This window comes from Allobosea sp. 47.2.35 (assembly GCF_024655635.1).
Classification (GTDB): Bacteria; Pseudomonadota; Alphaproteobacteria; order Rhizobiales; family Beijerinckiaceae; genus Allobosea.
Map to the genome: position 1 here is coordinate 140158 of NZ_JANLGI010000014.1, position 13858 is coordinate 154015.

Below are 13858 nucleotides of genomic sequence, written 5' to 3' on the forward strand. Positions count from 1 at the left end.
GTCGCGGTCTCGAGCCGTCGGGGAGAGCGGAACGGCGAAAGGTCATAGGCAAGGCGAATCCGTCGAGCGATACCCGCATTGAGATCGTGCGGCGGCCTGGCAGCAAGTGCCGTTCGACGAACCGACATGCGGGTTCGACGAACGGCGCCTCGCGTCGAATTCATCGTGAGAAATCAGTTAAAGGACAGAGCCGGCAGATATCGAATCAGCTGCGGCACTCACACGCCGAGCCGCTTTCGCAGTTCCTGGCGGTACTGGCGCGACACCGGCCAAGGCTCCGCCACGCGATTGAGACCGATCGTCCAGGACTCGCCCATGCGCCGGTCGAGGCCGTTGACATGCTGCAGGTTGACGATCGCCGTCCGGTGGATGCGCAGGAAAGACGCCGGCGGCAGCATGCCCGTCCACAGCGCGAGCGAGCGCAGGTCCAGCACGGCCGAGCCGTCCTGCAGCCAGACCTTCACATAGTCCCGCGCCGAGCGGACACCGAGGATGGCTTGCGGCTCGACGCCGATGGTCTGCCCCGGCCGGCGCAGATAGATCAGCGGAACGAACGGCTTCGCCGCATCGGCGCGGGAGCGCCCGCTTGGAAGCGAGCCGTAGCGCGCCAGGGCGATCAGGTCGGCGCATTGGAACAGGGCGGCTATCTCCGCGGCGAGCCAGCGCCGGGTTGCTATGGTCGCGTCGAAGCCGATGCAGGCCCGCAGCCGTCCTTCATGGAAGACCGGAACGCTGAGCACGCTCTTGTCGTTCTGCCGGAGCATCTCGACCTGGAGCGTGCGGGCCGGACGCGGCAGATCGGCGACGCGGTTGATCATCACGGCCTGGCCTTTCACCAGGAACTGGTGAAGCCAGGCGATCATCGCCACCGGCGTGTTCTGCAGGTCCTCGACATAGGATCTGACGCCGTGCCGGCTCCATTCATGGGTGTTCCGGAAGCGCAGCAGATCGGCGTCGTACTCGAACATCCAGGCCCGGTCGGCTCCGGCGAGCGCGCCGATCTCGGCCAGCGCCGCGGTGATCGCGATATCGACAGGCTCCCGGAACAGCCATCTGGCCATATGGTAAGACCAGTTCGGCACTGCCCCTTCGCTATCTGCCGCCGCTGGATGGACTTCATAGGCGGCATCGACCGCGGGAGCCGGACACTCCATGCAAGGCAGGACCTTCTGTTGGCGATAGCCCGAACCAGTCACAGCCAATCCGGCTGAAAATCAAGACCGACCGGACGATTGCACAGCCCGGCCCTGCGCCGATGGCAAGGGCGCTCCCTGAGAGCGGGAGCGTGCCAGCTGCCGGGTACCAGGGCCTCGAATGCGGGCGGGTGGCGGTCAACCTGTCCTCGGCCGATTTCTCCGACGCGCGCCTCGCCGCCAGGATCATTCGCATTCTGGAAGAGGCCCGCGTTCCCCCGGCACATTTCGAGGTCGAGGTCACGGAAACGGTCTTCCTGGCGCGCAGGACGGCAACGGCGTCCTTCATCCTGAGCGAGTTGCATAAGGCCGGCGTCTCCATCGCGCTCGACGATTTCGGCACGGGTTTCGCCTCGCTGATCCATCTCAAGCAGTTTCCCGTGGACCACATCAAGATCGACAAGAGTTTCGTGCAGAATCTGATCTGCGACGACGGTGACGCTGCGATCGTCGCCGCCATCGTGAATCTCGGCCACGCCATGGGCATACACATCACCGCCGAAGGGGTCGAGAACACCGAGCAGATGATGCGCCTGCGAGAAGTCGGCTGCGACTTCGTGCAAGGCTACCTCTACGCGAAGCCTCGCTCCGGCGCCGAGGTGCCTAAGACCATCCAGGATTGGCCCCTGCGCCAGCTTCATGGCGCCACCGGAGCCGACAAGGGCAGGTACGTCCGTAACCTCCGCTGACGCGCGTGACCAGTTACGCGGCCGGCCGGAAGGCCGCCCTATCGGGGCCGGGAGCGAAGCGAACTGGCGTGAGAAAAATGGCGGACAGGGCGGGATTCGAACCCGCGATACGGTTTCCCGTATACACACTTTCCAGGCGTGCGCCTTCAACCACTCGGCCACCTGTCCGGCGCGCTGCTTATGACTGCCGGCCCGCCATCTTTCAAGGGCCGAGATGCAGGGTTTTGCACAATCGCGATAAATCGCACGCGATCGGTTGCGATCCGCGGCCGGCAGGGTCACATCTGGGGGCCGGTATGCCGGGCGACAGGACGCGACGCCGTTCGCGACCGTGGAATGCGACAGGGAGCGGATGGTGCGGTTTCTCCTGCGGTTGATCGGTTACCTGTCCGTCGCGGCCGGCTTCGTCACGCTGGTGATCGATGGAGCGAGGTCGATCGCCAATGCCGGCTTGCGTTTCACGCCGGTCGGCGAGGTGCTGAGCGGCGTCATCCAGGAGCGCTATCAGCTCATCCAGCCGGCAATCGAACGCAATATTCATCCCTGGCTCTGGGACCCGGCCCTGCTGACGCTGTTGCGCGCGCCGGTCGCCCTGGCCGCGCTCCTGCTCGGCTTTGCGTTGCTCTGGCTGGGGCGGCGTCCGGATGAAGTGATCGGCATCGTCACGCGTCGGTGATGACGACCCTGCGCTCAGACCCCTGTGAGAACCGGGTGCGTCGGCTTACATAGGCGTCGAGCCCGAACGAACGGAGCGAATGATGTTCTCCCTGCGCAAGAAGACCGAGATCCCGACCGCCGCCGAGGCGCTGCCCGGCCGTGCGGCGGCGATTCCCACCGCCGAAACCCATTTCGTCAATGGCCGCTCGCTGGCCGGCCCCTATCCCGAAGGGCTGCGCAAGGCCGTCTTCGGCCTTGGCTGCTTTTGGGGCGCCGAGCGCAAGTTCTGGCAGAGCGGCGAAGGCATCTGGGTGACGGCGGTCGGCTATGCCGGCGGCTCGACGCCCAACCCGACCTATGAGGAGGTCTGCAGCGGCCTGACCGGCCATACAGAGGTCGTTCTTGTCGTCTTCGACCCCCAGAAGATCGCCTATGAAGACCTGCTCAGGATTTTCTGGGAGAACCACGACCCGACCCAGGGCATGCGCCAGGGCGGTGATATCGGCACACAGTACCGTTCCGCGATCTACACCTACGACGCCGCGCAGCAGGAAGCGGCCGAGCGCTCGCGCGCCGAGTACGGCAAGGCTCTGGCCGCTGGCGGCTACGGTCCGATCACGACCGAAATCCGCGAGGCGCCGACGCTCTATTTCGCCGAGGATTATCACCAGCAATATCTCGCCAAGAACCCGGGCGGCTATTGCGGCCTGGGCGGCACCGGCGTGGCCTGTCAGATCGGCCTCGGCGTCGAAGCCTGACGACAAGGGGAGGCATTGCCTCCCCTTCTTTTTTGACCTGTAGAGTTCCTGATATGTTCTTGCGTTGCCGCTGAAGCTTCGCTAGCTTTCCCAAGGGGCAGGGGAGCGAAGCCGAAATGGTGGCGCGGGTCGCGACGGTGGCGTTCGAGGGCATCGAGGCACGCGCCGTCGACGTTCAGGTCCAGATCGCGCCCGGCGGCGTCGCCTTCGTGCTGGTCGGCCTCCCCGACAAGGCCGTCGCCGAAAGCCGCGAGCGGGTTCGCGCCGCGCTGCTCGCGTCCGGCCTCGCCTTGCCGGCCAAGCGCGTCACCGTGAACCTCGCCCCGGCCGATCTGCCCAAGGAAGGCAGCCATTACGACCTGCCGATCGCGCTCGCCGTGATGGCGGCGATCGGGGCGATCCCCGCCGATGCTCTCGCGGGCTACGCGGTGCTCGGCGAGCTCGCGCTCGACGGCTCGATCGCGCCGGTCGCGGGCGTCCTGCCGGCCGCGATCGCTGCCTATGCGAAAGGGCAGGGGCTGATCTGCCCGGCGGCTTCAGGACCGGAGGCGGCCTGGGCGGCGGCCGACATCGACATCCTGGCGCCGCGCTCGCTGATCCAGCTCGCCAATCACTTCAAGGGCACGCAGGTGATGGCGAGACCCGAGCCGGCCGTGGCGCGCCAGGCCGGGCCCTTGCCCGATCTCGCCGACGTCAAGGGCCAGGAAAGCGCGCGGCGCGTGCTGGAGATCGCGGCGGCGGGCGGGCACAACCTCCTGATGAACGGGCCGCCCGGCGCCGGCAAGTCGATGCTGGCGAGCCGCCTGCCCTCGATCCTGCCGCCGCTCTCGCCGCGCGAATTGCTCGAAGTCTCGATGGTCCTGTCCGTTGCCGGAAAGCTGGCCGATGGCGCCTTGACCGACCGGCGGCCTTTTCGGGCGCCGCATCATTCCGCTTCGATGGCGGCGCTCGTCGGCGGTGGCCTGCAGGCCCGGCCAGGCGAGGTCTCGCTTGCCCATCACGGCGTGCTCTTCCTCGACGAATTGCCGGAGTTCCAGCCGCAGGCGCTGGACGCCCTGCGCCAGCCGATGGAGACCGGAGACGTCCTGATCTCCCGCGCCAATCACCGCGTCGTCTATCCCGCGCGCTTCCAGCTCGTCGCCGCTATGAACCCCTGCCGTTGCGGCCGGGCGACTGAACCCGGCTATGCCTGCCGCCGCCAGCCGAACGATCGCTGCATGGCGCAGTACCAGGCGCGGGTATCCGGCCCGCTGCTCGACCGGATCGACATCGCGATCGACGTGCCCGCGGTAACGGCCGCGGATCTGATCCGTCCGGCGACCGGCGAAAGTTCCGCAATCGTTGCGTCCCGTGTCGCCGCGGCCCGCCGCATTCAGGCGGCGCGCTTCGAGGGTCTCGGCCTCGGCCACGTCCTGACCAATGCCGCCTGTCCGGTCACGGTGATCGAGGAGGTCGCGCGGCCGGACAATGCGGGGCTCGCGTTGCTGCGCGATGCGGCCGAGGCGTTGCGCTTGACGGCGCGCGCCTATCACCGCGTGCTGAAGGTCGCCCGCACGCTCGCCGATCTCGACGGGGAGGCGAAGGTGGGCCGGCGCCATCTCGCGGAAGCCTTGTCCTACCGGGCGCGGGGCGAGGACCTCGTCCAGGCCGCCTGAGGCCGAGGGTTAACGGACCCTCCTCTGCGACCGGTCGAATTCGCGGCTTTCCCCGGCCGCTTTTTCAAGGTGACCTGCGTAGATCGAAGGGCATGGCTTCTTCGATCTGGTCATGGCTTGCTCTTGCCTTCGCGGCGCTGCTCCTCCCGGCTGTGGGGGGCGCCTTGTCGCTGTTGCGCCAGCGTGGCGGCTTGCGCCGGCAGGTGGCTGCCTTGTCCCATGAGGTCGAGGTTCTCAACGACCGGCTCTGGAATCTCGCGGATAGCGAGGAGCGCTATCGCAGCCTGATCGAGGCCCAGGGCGACCTGATCGTGCGGCGTGACGGGGTCCGGATTGTCTACGCCAACCGCGCCTATGCGGCTTTGTTCGGCGCGGGCGAGCAGGATCTCGTCGGCAGCGAGATGTTGCTGCCGCAGCTCGCCAGCCGGCCGCTCGTGCTGCTGGAGGGCGGCGCGCGCAGCTTCGATGAATGCCTCGCGACCTATGAGGGCGAGCGCTGGATCTCCTGGATCGAGACCGCGGTGCCCGGTCCGGACGGCCGCACGCTGATCCAGCGCGTCGGCCGCGATATCTCGGCGCGCGTCGCGAGCGAGGATGCGCTGGTCGAGGCGCGGGCGCGCGCCGAAGCCGCGAACGAGGCGAAATCGCGTTTCCTCGCGACCGTCAGCCACGAGTTCCGCACGCCCCTCAACGGCATTCTCGGCATGGCCGACCTCCTGACCGATACCGGCCCCGATGCCGAGCAGGCGACCTATGTCGCGGCGCTGCGCACCTCCGGCGAGGCTCTGCTGGCGCTGGTCGACGACATCCTCGATTTCGCCAAGGTCGAGGCCGGCAAGCTGGAACTGGTCGAGGAGCCCTTCGACATGGTCCAGCTCGTCGAGACCGTCGCGGAGCTGATGGCGCCGCGCGCGCAGGCGAAGGGGCTGGAGCTCGCCGCCCATATCGCGCCCGACCTGCCGTCGCGACTCGTCGGTGATCGCGACCGTTTGCGCCAGATCCTGCTGAATCTCGTCGGCAATGCCGTGAAATTCACGGAAGCGGGCGGCGTGGGGCTCAGCCTTGCCCGGTTCGACGATCGCCTCGAAATTACCGTCGCGGATACCGGGCCGGGTATCCCGGCCGATCGGCTCGACACGATCTTCGGCGAGTTCGAGCAACTCGATCAGGGTGCTGCCGCGCGGCAGGCCGGCACCGGGCTCGGTCTTGCGATCGTGCGCCGCCTCGCGCGTCTGATGGAGGGCGAGGTCAGGGCCGAAAGCCGGCTTGGCGAGGGGGCAATCTTCCGTGTCATCCTGCCGCTTCGGGCTGCGTCCGATGCGCCGGAGGCGCGGATTCCGCATTGGCCGGACCAGCATGTCCTGCTCGTCTCGCCGGCACCTTTCGCGGTCCGCTTTCTCGCCGAAACGATCCGGACGACCGGCGCGTCCGTCTCGGTCGCCGGCACGGTCGAGGCTGCACGGGCGAAGCTGGCCGGGCCAATGCCGGTCACCGCAGTGTTAATCGATCATGCGCTAGGTGATGTGCCGGCAAAGGAGCTGGCGACCGCCGTGGCGGCGACCGGCATCCGCGACTGCCTGATCCTGTTGTCGCCTCATGCGCGCCGGCAGTTCGGCGCGCCCCAGGCGGCAGGCTTCTCCGGCTTCCTGATCAAGCCGGTGCGGACGCGCTCGCTCTACGAGCGGCTTGGAAATCGCTTCCAGCCAGGGCGGCCGGTGGTGGCTGATGCTGCGGTGTCCGGCGCTATGCCGGTGCGGCAGCCGGGCACCGGCCTGACGGTGCTGGTCGCGGAGGACAACGAGATCAACGCGTTGCTCGCGACACGCACGCTGGAGCGCTTCGGCTGCACGGCGATCTGGGCGCGGGACGGGCGCGAGGCCCTGAAGCGGGTCGAGGCGAGCTTTGCCGGCGCGGCGCCGCCATTGACGCTGGCCCTGCTCGACGTGCGCATGCCGGTGATGACCGGGCTCGATTGCGCCCGCACCATCCGCGCGCTGGAGCGGCGCCTTGGCCGCGCCGCGCCGCTGCCGCTCGTCGCCGTCACTGCCAATGTCTCCGCGGCCGACCGGGCCGCCGCTTTCGCCGCCGGGATGGATGATTGCCTGGCGAAACCGCTGGAGCGCGAGGCCCTGCTGCGCTGGCTGGAACGCCTGTCGCAAGGCTTGGCCGGCAGCCTGTCGGCTTGACGGCCGTCATCGCTCCGACGCAGTTTCGTCGCGAAGTTGTAAGATCATCGGAGCAAGCCTACCTCATGCCGGTAGCGGCAGGAGATGAGAGAAGCGATGGCATTGCACGTTTCTGGAAGCAAGAACGCGCTGCCCAGCCGATTTTCAGCCGGCAATCCGTTCTCGCGCTTCGCCCCGTTGATCTTGATGAAGGGTGGAGCCATGCGCCGGACCGGCGCCGAGATCGATGAAGCGCCGTTGTCCGGTACGCTGGGCCGGATCGGCTCGCTTGAGGTGCGGCTGGCGCGCGGCCCGCGCGAGGTCTGGCGGGCGCAGCGCCTGCGCTATCGCGTGTTCTATCAGGAAATGTCAGCCAAGCCCGATGTGATCTCGCGGATGTTCCGCCGCGATGCCGATCGTTTCGACAAGGCTTGCGACCATCTCCTCGTCATCGATCACGCGGCGCGCGGGCGCTTCGGCGGCATCAAGCCGAAGGTCGTCGGCACCTATCGCCTGATGCGCCAGAGCGCTGCCGAGCGCCTCGGCGGCTTCTACACTCAGGGCGAATACGATCTTGGCCCGATGCTGGAGCGCCATCCGGGCAGCCGCTTTCTCGAGCTAGGCCGCTCCTGCGTGCTGAAGCCCTACCGCACCAAGCGGACGGTCGAACTGCTCTGGTCGGGCATCTGGGCCTATCTCCAGCATCACCGCATCGACGCGATGTTCGGCTGCGCTTCCTTCGACGGCACCGATCCCGGCGCCCTGGCGCTGCCCTTGAGCTTCCTGCACCATCAGGCTCGCTCGGAGGGCGATTGGGCGGCGACCGCCCATCCCGATCAGTTCGTCGGCATGGATCGCCTGCCGCCGGAGATGGTCGATGCCAAGCTCGCGCTCAAGCAGTTGCCGCCGCTGATCAAGGGCTACCTGCGCATCGGTGCCCGCTTCGGCACCGGCGCGGTCATCGACCGCCAGTTCGGGACCACCGACGTGCTGGTCGTGCTGCCGGTCTCCGCGATCGACAAGCGCTACACGGATTATTACGGCGGCGAAGGCCCGCGCCACGCCGCCTGAACCAGCTTATTCGCCGGCTTGGGCCAGCGCGCGCAGCGCCTCGCGATAGGTCGGATAGCGGAAGGCATAGCCGAATTCGCGCTTCACCAGCGCATTTGAAACGCGCTTGCTCTCACCGTAGAAACTTGCCGCCATCGGCGAGAGCTTCGCCTGCTCGAACGGGATTTCCGGCGGCGGCTCAAGGCCTGTCAGCCCGGCAGCGAAAGTGATCACATCCTGTGGCGGGCCGGGCTCGTCATCGGTGACGTTGTAGACCGCGCCTTGGCGCGGCTGCACCAGCGAGGCCATGAGCACGCCCGCGATATCGTCGACATGGATGCGGTTGAACACCTGCCCGGGCTTGATCAGCCGGTTCGCGGTGCCGGCGCGCAGCTTGGTGATGGCGTTGCGCCCGGGGCCGTAGATGCCCGACAGGCGGAAGATTTGCACGGGCTTGCCGCTGTCCCGTCCGAGCTGCAGCCAAGCCTCCTCGATATCGACGCGTTGGCGCGTGCGGTCGTTGGTCGGTGCCGGTGGCGTGGCCTCGTCGATCCAGGCGCCGCTCTGGTCGCCATAGACGCCGATCGTCGAGAGATAGCCGATCCAGCGCAGGTTCGGCGCCGCTATCAGCGCGTCGCGCAAGGGCCCGAGCGCGGGGTCGCCGTCTTCCGCCGGCTGCACCGAGACCAGCACGGCATCGGCTTCCGCCACCGCCTTGGCGAGCGCCGACGAGACCGCGAAGCCGCCGAAGACCAGCGTCCGGATGCCCGCGCGGCTGAGCTCGGCGGCTTTCTCGGCCGAACGGACGGTGCCCGTTACCTCCCAGCCCCGCGCCAGCGCGGCGCGCGCGAAGAACCCGGCGGAATAGCCGAGGCCGAGGATCAGGATGTTCATGCGGCATCTTCCGTCTGGAGCATGAGCGCATGCCATTCGGCGCGCACCTGCGGGTCGTTCTCTTCGCCAAGGCCAGCGATGGCAAGTTGGCGGCCACGCTCGGGATCGAGTCTCCCCAGCGCCCAGACCGCCATGGCGCGGACGAGCGGCGAGGGATCGGCGAGATGGGGCAGGGCGCTATCGACAAGCTCGGCGCGGCCGCTGTTGCCGATCGCGATCAGGACATTCCGCAGGAAGCGGTCGCGCCCGGTGCGCTTCACCGGCGTGCCCGCAAAGAGCGTGCGGAAGGCGGGATCGTCGAGCCGGGCGAGCGCGGCGAGGTCGAGCCCGTCGAGCTCGTCCTTGAGCGCCAGCCGCGTCTCCTGCGCAGCCGCGGCAAACTTGTTCCAGGGGCAGACGGCGAGGCAGTCGTCGCAACCGAAGACGCGGTTGCCGATGCCGGGCCGCAGGGCGGTGTCGATATGGCCGGCATGCTCGATGGTGAGATAGGCGATGCAGCGGCGCGCATCGAGCTGATAGGGCGCCGGGAAAGCATCGGTCGGGCAGATGTCGAGGCAGCGCCGGCAGGAGCCGCAATGGTCGCGCTCGGCTGCATCCGCAGGTAGCTCCGCGGTGGTGTAGATCGCGCCGAGCAGCAGCCAGGAGCCGTGCTCGCGTGAGACCAGGACCGTGTGCTTGCCCTGCCAGCCGAGCCCGGCGGCCTGTGCCAGCGGCTTCTCCATGACGGGCGCGGTATCGACAAAGACCTTGACGTCGGCGCCGCCGCGCGCGGCGAGCAGCCCCGCGACGCTCTTCAGCTTGCCCTTGATGACGTCGTGATAGTCGCGCCGTCTCGCATAGAGCGAGATCGCGGCCTTGTCGGGCTGCGCGAGCATGGCAAGCGGATCGCCCTCGCCGGCATAGTTCATGCCGAGCATGACGACGGAACGGACCTCGCTCCAGAGCTGGCGCGGGTCGGCGCGCTGCGCCTGCCGCTCCGCCATCCAGCCCATCTCGCCCTGATAGCCATTGGCGAGCCAGGCTTCGAGGCGTTCCGGCGCCTGCGGGATCGCATCGGCCGAGGCGACGCGCATCACCGCGAAGCCTTCGGTGAGCGCCCGCGCTTCGACGGCGCGCTTAAGCTTCTCAGCCTTCAAAAATCCAGATTGTCGTAATGGGCGCTCGGAGCCATGCCCGGCACGCGGTCGCTCAGCAGCGGCCGGAAGCTCGGTCTCGACTTGATCCTCGCATACCATGCGCGAGCCGCCTCATCCTCTTCCCAGGGCACGTCGCCGAGATAATCGACGCAGGACAGATGCGCCGCTGCCGCGAGATCGGCATAGCTCATCTGCGCCCCCGCGAGCCAGTTCCGCTTGGCCAGCAGCCAGGAGATATAGCGCAGATGATAGCGCACATTGGCGCGCGCCGCGCGGATCGCGCTCATTTCCGGCGGGCCGCCGCCCTCGTCGCGGCTCATGAAGCGCTTCATCACCTTTTCCAGCACGAGCGGGCTGGTGATCTCGTCATGAAACTTGAGGTTGAACCAGTCGAGCAGGCGGCGCACCTCGACACGCTCGCCCGGGCCTTCCGGCAGCAGGCGGCGATCGCCGAGGGCGAGGCCTCGCGTCTCGTCGAGATATTCCGCGATCGGCCCGGCGCCGGGCACGGCGAGCCCGTTCTGCTCCTGGAAGACCGGCGTCGTACCCGCGGTATTGAGCTCGATGAACTCCCGCCGGCGCTCCCAGACGCGTTCCTCGACCAGTTCGGCCTCCATGCCGAACTCGCTGAGCACGAGGCGGATGAAACGCGAATGCGGGCATAGCGGGTAATGATAAAGGGTCGCCATGGCACTCATGAGGACTGTGAAGCAGGCAAAATGCGACGGAAGCAGGGCCGCCGGGCTTGCAGCGACCCGATAGACGACGGCGGCTTGCTATAATCATGCCGGAAAAACGCCACAACCCGCGATGATGGCGATCTCCGCAATTTGCCGCTGCTGCTTCGCGAAGTGGTAACCAATTTGCAAAGAGCTGGGCGTAAGCCGGCAGCAGGCTGACGCGGGCGGACGACCGGGCCGGCTGATTCGCACGAGGACAGCCTTCCATGCACAACCTGATCGAAGCCTTCATCCTCGGCATCGTCGAGGGCTTGACCGAGTTCCTACCGGTCTCCTCGACCGGACATCTGCTCCTGCTCGGCCATTTCCTCGGCTTCGAATCCAATGGCAAGACCTTCGAGGTGCTGGTCCAGCTCGGTGCGATCCTGGCTATCACGCTGGTCTATTTCCGCCGCCTGCTCGATATCGCCCTGCGCATTCCGAGCGACCCGTCGGCGCGCCGCTTCGTCATCGGCGTGCTCATCGCCTTCCTGCCGGCGGCGGTGATCGGCGCGTTGCTGCACGGCTTCATCAAGGGCGTGCTGTTCAACCCCTTCATCGTCTGCTGCACGCTGATCGCCGGTGGCCTGATCCTGCTCGTCGTCGACGAGCTGGAATTGCAGGAGAAGCATACCGACGCCACCACCTTCCCGCTGCCGATGTATTTCAAGATCGGGCTGATCCAGTGCCTGGCGATGGTGCCGGGCGTCTCGCGCTCGGGCTCGACCATCGTCGGCGCCATGCTGCTCGGCGCCAGCAAGCGCGCGGCGGCTGAGTTCTCCTTCTTCCTGGCCATGCCGACCATGGCCGGCGCCTTCGCCTATGACCTGCTCAAGAGCTACAAGAACCTCACCTTCGACGATGGCGTGCTCATCGGCGTCGGCTTCGTCGCCGCCTTCTTCTCGGCGCTGATCGTGGTGAGGAGTTTCCTCGACTTCGTCTCGAAGCGCGGCTTCGCGCCCTTCGCCTGGTGGCGCATCATCGTCGGCATGGTCGGCCTCGCCGGCCTCTGGATCGTCGGCTGATCAGGCAGGCCGCGCCGGGTCGTTGAGAGAGTCGGCGAGCGTCGGCGTCCGGCTTGGCGTGAGTTGCGGCAGCGAGGCCGTCTGCCGCTCGATCATGCGGTGGACAACCGGCGGGTTCGGGCCGCTATGCAGCGCGCGGACCTGCTCGCCGATCTCGGCATCGGCCTGGGTGACGCGCTGGTTCTGCCGGACATACTCGACCCAGGTCGGGCTGTCGTAACGCTCGATCCAGAGCGTTGGGTCGGTCAGGTCGCGCAGCAGTGTCCAATGCCGGGCGCCGTCGCGGCGCCGGATGCGCCGCCGCTCCGCCATCACGGTCAGGAAGGCGACGACGTCCTCGGGCTTGATGATGTATTCGATGGTGACGATGACCGGGCCGGAGCGCGGCTCGATATCGACCGCGACCTTGGGCTCGCGCCAGCGGCTGAGCGGGTCGAGATTGAGGGCCTCGAGCGGCGGTAGCCGGTAGCGCAGTCCTAGCACGGCACCGGCGACGAGGACTACGGCCGACATCAGCAGCGCCTTCTCGACGCCGAAATGTAGCGCCGAGCGGCCCCAGGCCCAGCTTCCCATCGCCATGCCGCCGAAGGTTGCCATCTGGTACATCGCCAGTGCCCGGCCGACGACCCAACGCGGCGCCGAGAGCTGCACCGTCGCGTTGAAGGTCGAGAGCGCCAGGACCCAGCAGGCGCCGCAGACGCACAGGCCCGCCATGGCCAGCCATATCGTCTTGCTGAAGGCGATCAGCGTGACGCCGCAGGCATAGGCGACGAAGGTCGAGCGGACGAGCGCCTCGGTGCTCATTGCCCGGCGCAAACGCGCGCTCATGAAGGCGCCCGCTACCGCGCCGGCGCCGAAAGCGCCGAGCAGCACGCCATAGGTCAGCGGGCCGCCGCGCACGAGATCGCGCGCGATCAGCGGCAGCAGCGCCAGGCCGACGATGGCGCCGAAGCCGTAGACGAAGGCGCGCAGCGTGACGGTGCGGATATTCGGGGACATCGCGACATAGCGGATGCCCGCGCTCATCGCGATGAACAGGGTCTCGCGCGGCAGCAGGCGCTCGACCTTGGGCGGCTGCCAGCGCGCCAGCACGACGAGCAGCGGGATATAGCTGAAGGCGTTGATGATGAAGGCCGCGACCGCGCCAGCCGCGGCGACGATCGCGCCGCCGATCGCGGGGCCGACGCTGCGGGCGATGTTGAACGCGACGCTGTTCAGCGTCACCGCCGCCGGCACGTCCCGGCGCGGGACCATGTCGCCGACCGAGGATTGCCAGGCCGGGTTGTTCAGCGCCGTGCCGCAGCCGATCAGGAAGGTGAAGGTCAGCAGCAGCCAGGGCGTGATCAGGCCGAACCAGGCGAAGACAGCAAGCCCGATCGAGACCGTCAGCATGAAGCCCTGCGCGATCAGCAGGATCTTGCGCCGGTCATAATTGTCGGCGATGGCCCCGGCCGCCAGCGAGAACAGCATCACCGGCAGCGTCGTCGAGGCCTGCACCAGCGCCACCATCTCGGCCGAGGGCGAGATCGAAGCCATCATCCAGGAGGCGCCGACCGCCTGGACGAGGCCGCCGAAATTCGAGACCAGGCTGGCGAACCAGACGGCGCGGAAGATCGGTTGCTGCAGCGGAACGAAGGGCGAAACCCGAGCCTGCGTAGGCTTGATGCCCTCCGAGGCGAGCTCGGCTTCTACGACATCGGCCGTGGGTTGGGCGTGCTGGTCGTCAGGCATGTCATAGGGTTAGAGCATGAGCGCTGGAGGGGGAAACCCTTTCCATCTGGAAGATGTCGAAACTTGGAAAGTTTTTCTCTCACGCAGCTCGTGCGGTCGCCGGCTCGCGCGCCTGCCGTGGCGGGCGGGGGGGGGGGGGGGGGGGGGGGCGGGGGCGCGGGCCCCCCCCCCCCCCCCCCGGCGCCC

12 protein-coding genes and 1 tRNA gene are annotated in these 13858 nt (G+C 67.7%); 7 read left to right on the forward strand and 6 right to left on the reverse strand.

The window, feature by feature from the left end:
* Positions 1 to 218 precede the first annotated feature (218 nt).
* Positions 219 to 1154: a LytTR family transcriptional regulator DNA-binding domain-containing protein gene (locus tag NUV79_RS17645; protein ID WP_257734408.1), complete on the reverse strand. Its 936-nt coding sequence runs from the start codon at positions 1152 to 1154 to the stop codon at positions 219 to 221.
* Between the two features lie 170 nt (positions 1155 to 1324).
* Between NUV79_RS17645 and NUV79_RS17650 the strand changes: the two genes are divergently transcribed.
* A complete protein-coding gene (locus NUV79_RS17650; protein ID WP_257734409.1) occupies positions 1325 to 1882 on the forward strand; it encodes an EAL domain-containing protein in 558 nt (185 codons plus the stop codon).
* A gap of 78 nt (positions 1883 to 1960) precedes the next feature.
* Here NUV79_RS17650 and NUV79_RS17655 read toward each other — a convergent pair.
* Positions 1961 to 2050: transfer RNA gene (locus NUV79_RS17655), tRNA-Ser, on the reverse strand.
* Between the two features lie 187 nt (positions 2051 to 2237).
* Here NUV79_RS17655 and NUV79_RS17660 point away from each other — a divergent pair.
* The 5 genes from NUV79_RS17660 (at position 2238) to olsB (ending at position 8188) form a co-directional block, all read left to right on the forward strand.
* Positions 2238 to 2558 (forward strand): hypothetical protein, encoded by a 321-nt coding sequence (locus tag NUV79_RS17660; RefSeq protein WP_374679292.1) that lies wholly within the window; start codon positions 2238 to 2240, stop codon positions 2556 to 2558.
* 82 nt (positions 2559 to 2640) lie between these two features.
* The gene (msrA, locus tag NUV79_RS17665; RefSeq protein ID WP_257734425.1) at positions 2641 to 3297 is read left to right on the forward strand and encodes a peptide-methionine (S)-S-oxide reductase MsrA; all 657 of its coding nucleotides are present in this window, start codon (positions 2641 to 2643) and stop codon (positions 3295 to 3297) included.
* Between the two features lie 116 nt (positions 3298 to 3413).
* Positions 3414 to 4952 (forward strand): YifB family Mg chelatase-like AAA ATPase, encoded by a 1539-nt coding sequence (locus NUV79_RS17670; RefSeq protein ID WP_257734411.1) that lies wholly within the window; start codon positions 3414 to 3416, stop codon positions 4950 to 4952.
* Between the two features lie 92 nt (positions 4953 to 5044).
* Positions 5045 to 7138 (forward strand): hybrid sensor histidine kinase/response regulator, encoded by a 2094-nt coding sequence (locus tag NUV79_RS17675; RefSeq protein ID WP_257734412.1) that lies wholly within the window; start codon positions 5045 to 5047, stop codon positions 7136 to 7138.
* Positions 7139 to 7324: 186 nt separating this feature from the next.
* Entirely contained in the window at positions 7325 to 8188 is an 864-nt protein-coding gene (gene olsB / locus NUV79_RS17680) for a l-ornithine N(alpha)-acyltransferase (protein ID WP_310095200.1), read from the forward strand.
* A 6-nt stretch (positions 8189 to 8194) separates the two neighbouring features.
* Here the strand turns inward: olsB and NUV79_RS17685 are convergent, their stop codons facing one another.
* The 3 genes from NUV79_RS17685 to NUV79_RS17695 are packed head-to-tail and all read right to left on the reverse strand — an operon-like array spanning position 8195 to position 10886.
* Entirely contained in the window at positions 8195 to 9061 is an 867-nt protein-coding gene (locus tag NUV79_RS17685) for an SDR family oxidoreductase (protein WP_257734414.1), read from the reverse strand.
* Complete coding sequence (gene queG / locus NUV79_RS17690; protein ID WP_374679294.1) at positions 9058 to 10296, reverse strand: tRNA epoxyqueuosine(34) reductase QueG; 1239 nt, start codon at positions 10294 to 10296, stop codon at positions 9058 to 9060. Before queG ends, NUV79_RS17685 begins: the two co-directional genes overlap by 4 nt.
* The gene (locus NUV79_RS17695; RefSeq protein WP_257734416.1) at positions 10194 to 10886 is read right to left on the reverse strand and encodes a glutathione S-transferase family protein; all 693 of its coding nucleotides are present in this window, start codon (positions 10884 to 10886) and stop codon (positions 10194 to 10196) included. Before NUV79_RS17695 ends, queG begins: the two co-directional genes overlap by 103 nt.
* 257 nt (positions 10887 to 11143) lie before the next feature.
* Here NUV79_RS17695 and NUV79_RS17700 point away from each other — a divergent pair, with 257 nt between their 5' ends.
* Complete coding sequence (locus NUV79_RS17700) at positions 11144 to 11941, forward strand: undecaprenyl-diphosphate phosphatase (RefSeq protein ID WP_257734417.1); 798 nt, start codon at positions 11144 to 11146, stop codon at positions 11939 to 11941.
* Here NUV79_RS17700 and NUV79_RS17705 read toward each other — a convergent pair whose 3' ends face one another.
* Positions 11942 to 13672 carry an MFS transporter gene (locus NUV79_RS17705; protein WP_257734418.1) on the reverse strand — a complete coding sequence of 577 codons (1731 nt, stop codon included), beginning with the start codon at positions 13670 to 13672 and terminating at the stop codon, positions 11942 to 11944.
* Positions 13673 to 13858: the final 186 nt, after the last annotated feature.

Coding starts and splice junctions, on each gene's coding strand:
- NUV79_RS17645 (WP_257734408.1), bottom strand. CDS start 1,154: ATGGAGTGTCCGGCTCCCGCGGTCGATGCCGCCTATGAAGTCCATCCA.
- msrA (WP_257734425.1), top strand. CDS start 2,641: ATGTTCTCCCTGCGCAAGAAGACCGAGATCCCGACCGCCGCCGAGGCG.
- NUV79_RS17670 (WP_257734411.1), top strand. CDS start 3,414: ATGGTGGCGCGGGTCGCGACGGTGGCGTTCGAGGGCATCGAGGCACGC.
- NUV79_RS17675 (WP_257734412.1), top strand. CDS start 5,045: ATGGCTTCTTCGATCTGGTCATGGCTTGCTCTTGCCTTCGCGGCGCTG.
- olsB (WP_310095200.1), top strand. CDS start 7,325: ATGAAGGGTGGAGCCATGCGCCGGACCGGCGCCGAGATCGATGAAGCG.
- NUV79_RS17685 (WP_257734414.1), bottom strand. CDS start 9,061: ATGAACATCCTGATCCTCGGCCTCGGCTATTCCGCCGGGTTCTTCGCG.
- queG (WP_374679294.1), bottom strand. CDS start 10,296: ATGGTATGCGAGGATCAAGTCGAGACCGAGCTTCCGGCCGCTGCTGAG.
- NUV79_RS17695 (WP_257734416.1), bottom strand. CDS start 10,886: ATGGCGACCCTTTATCATTACCCGCTATGCCCGCATTCGCGTTTCATC.
- NUV79_RS17700 (WP_257734417.1), top strand. CDS start 11,144: ATGCACAACCTGATCGAAGCCTTCATCCTCGGCATCGTCGAGGGCTTG.
- NUV79_RS17705 (WP_257734418.1), bottom strand. CDS start 13,672: ATGCCTGACGACCAGCACGCCCAACCCACGGCCGATGTCGTAGAAGCC.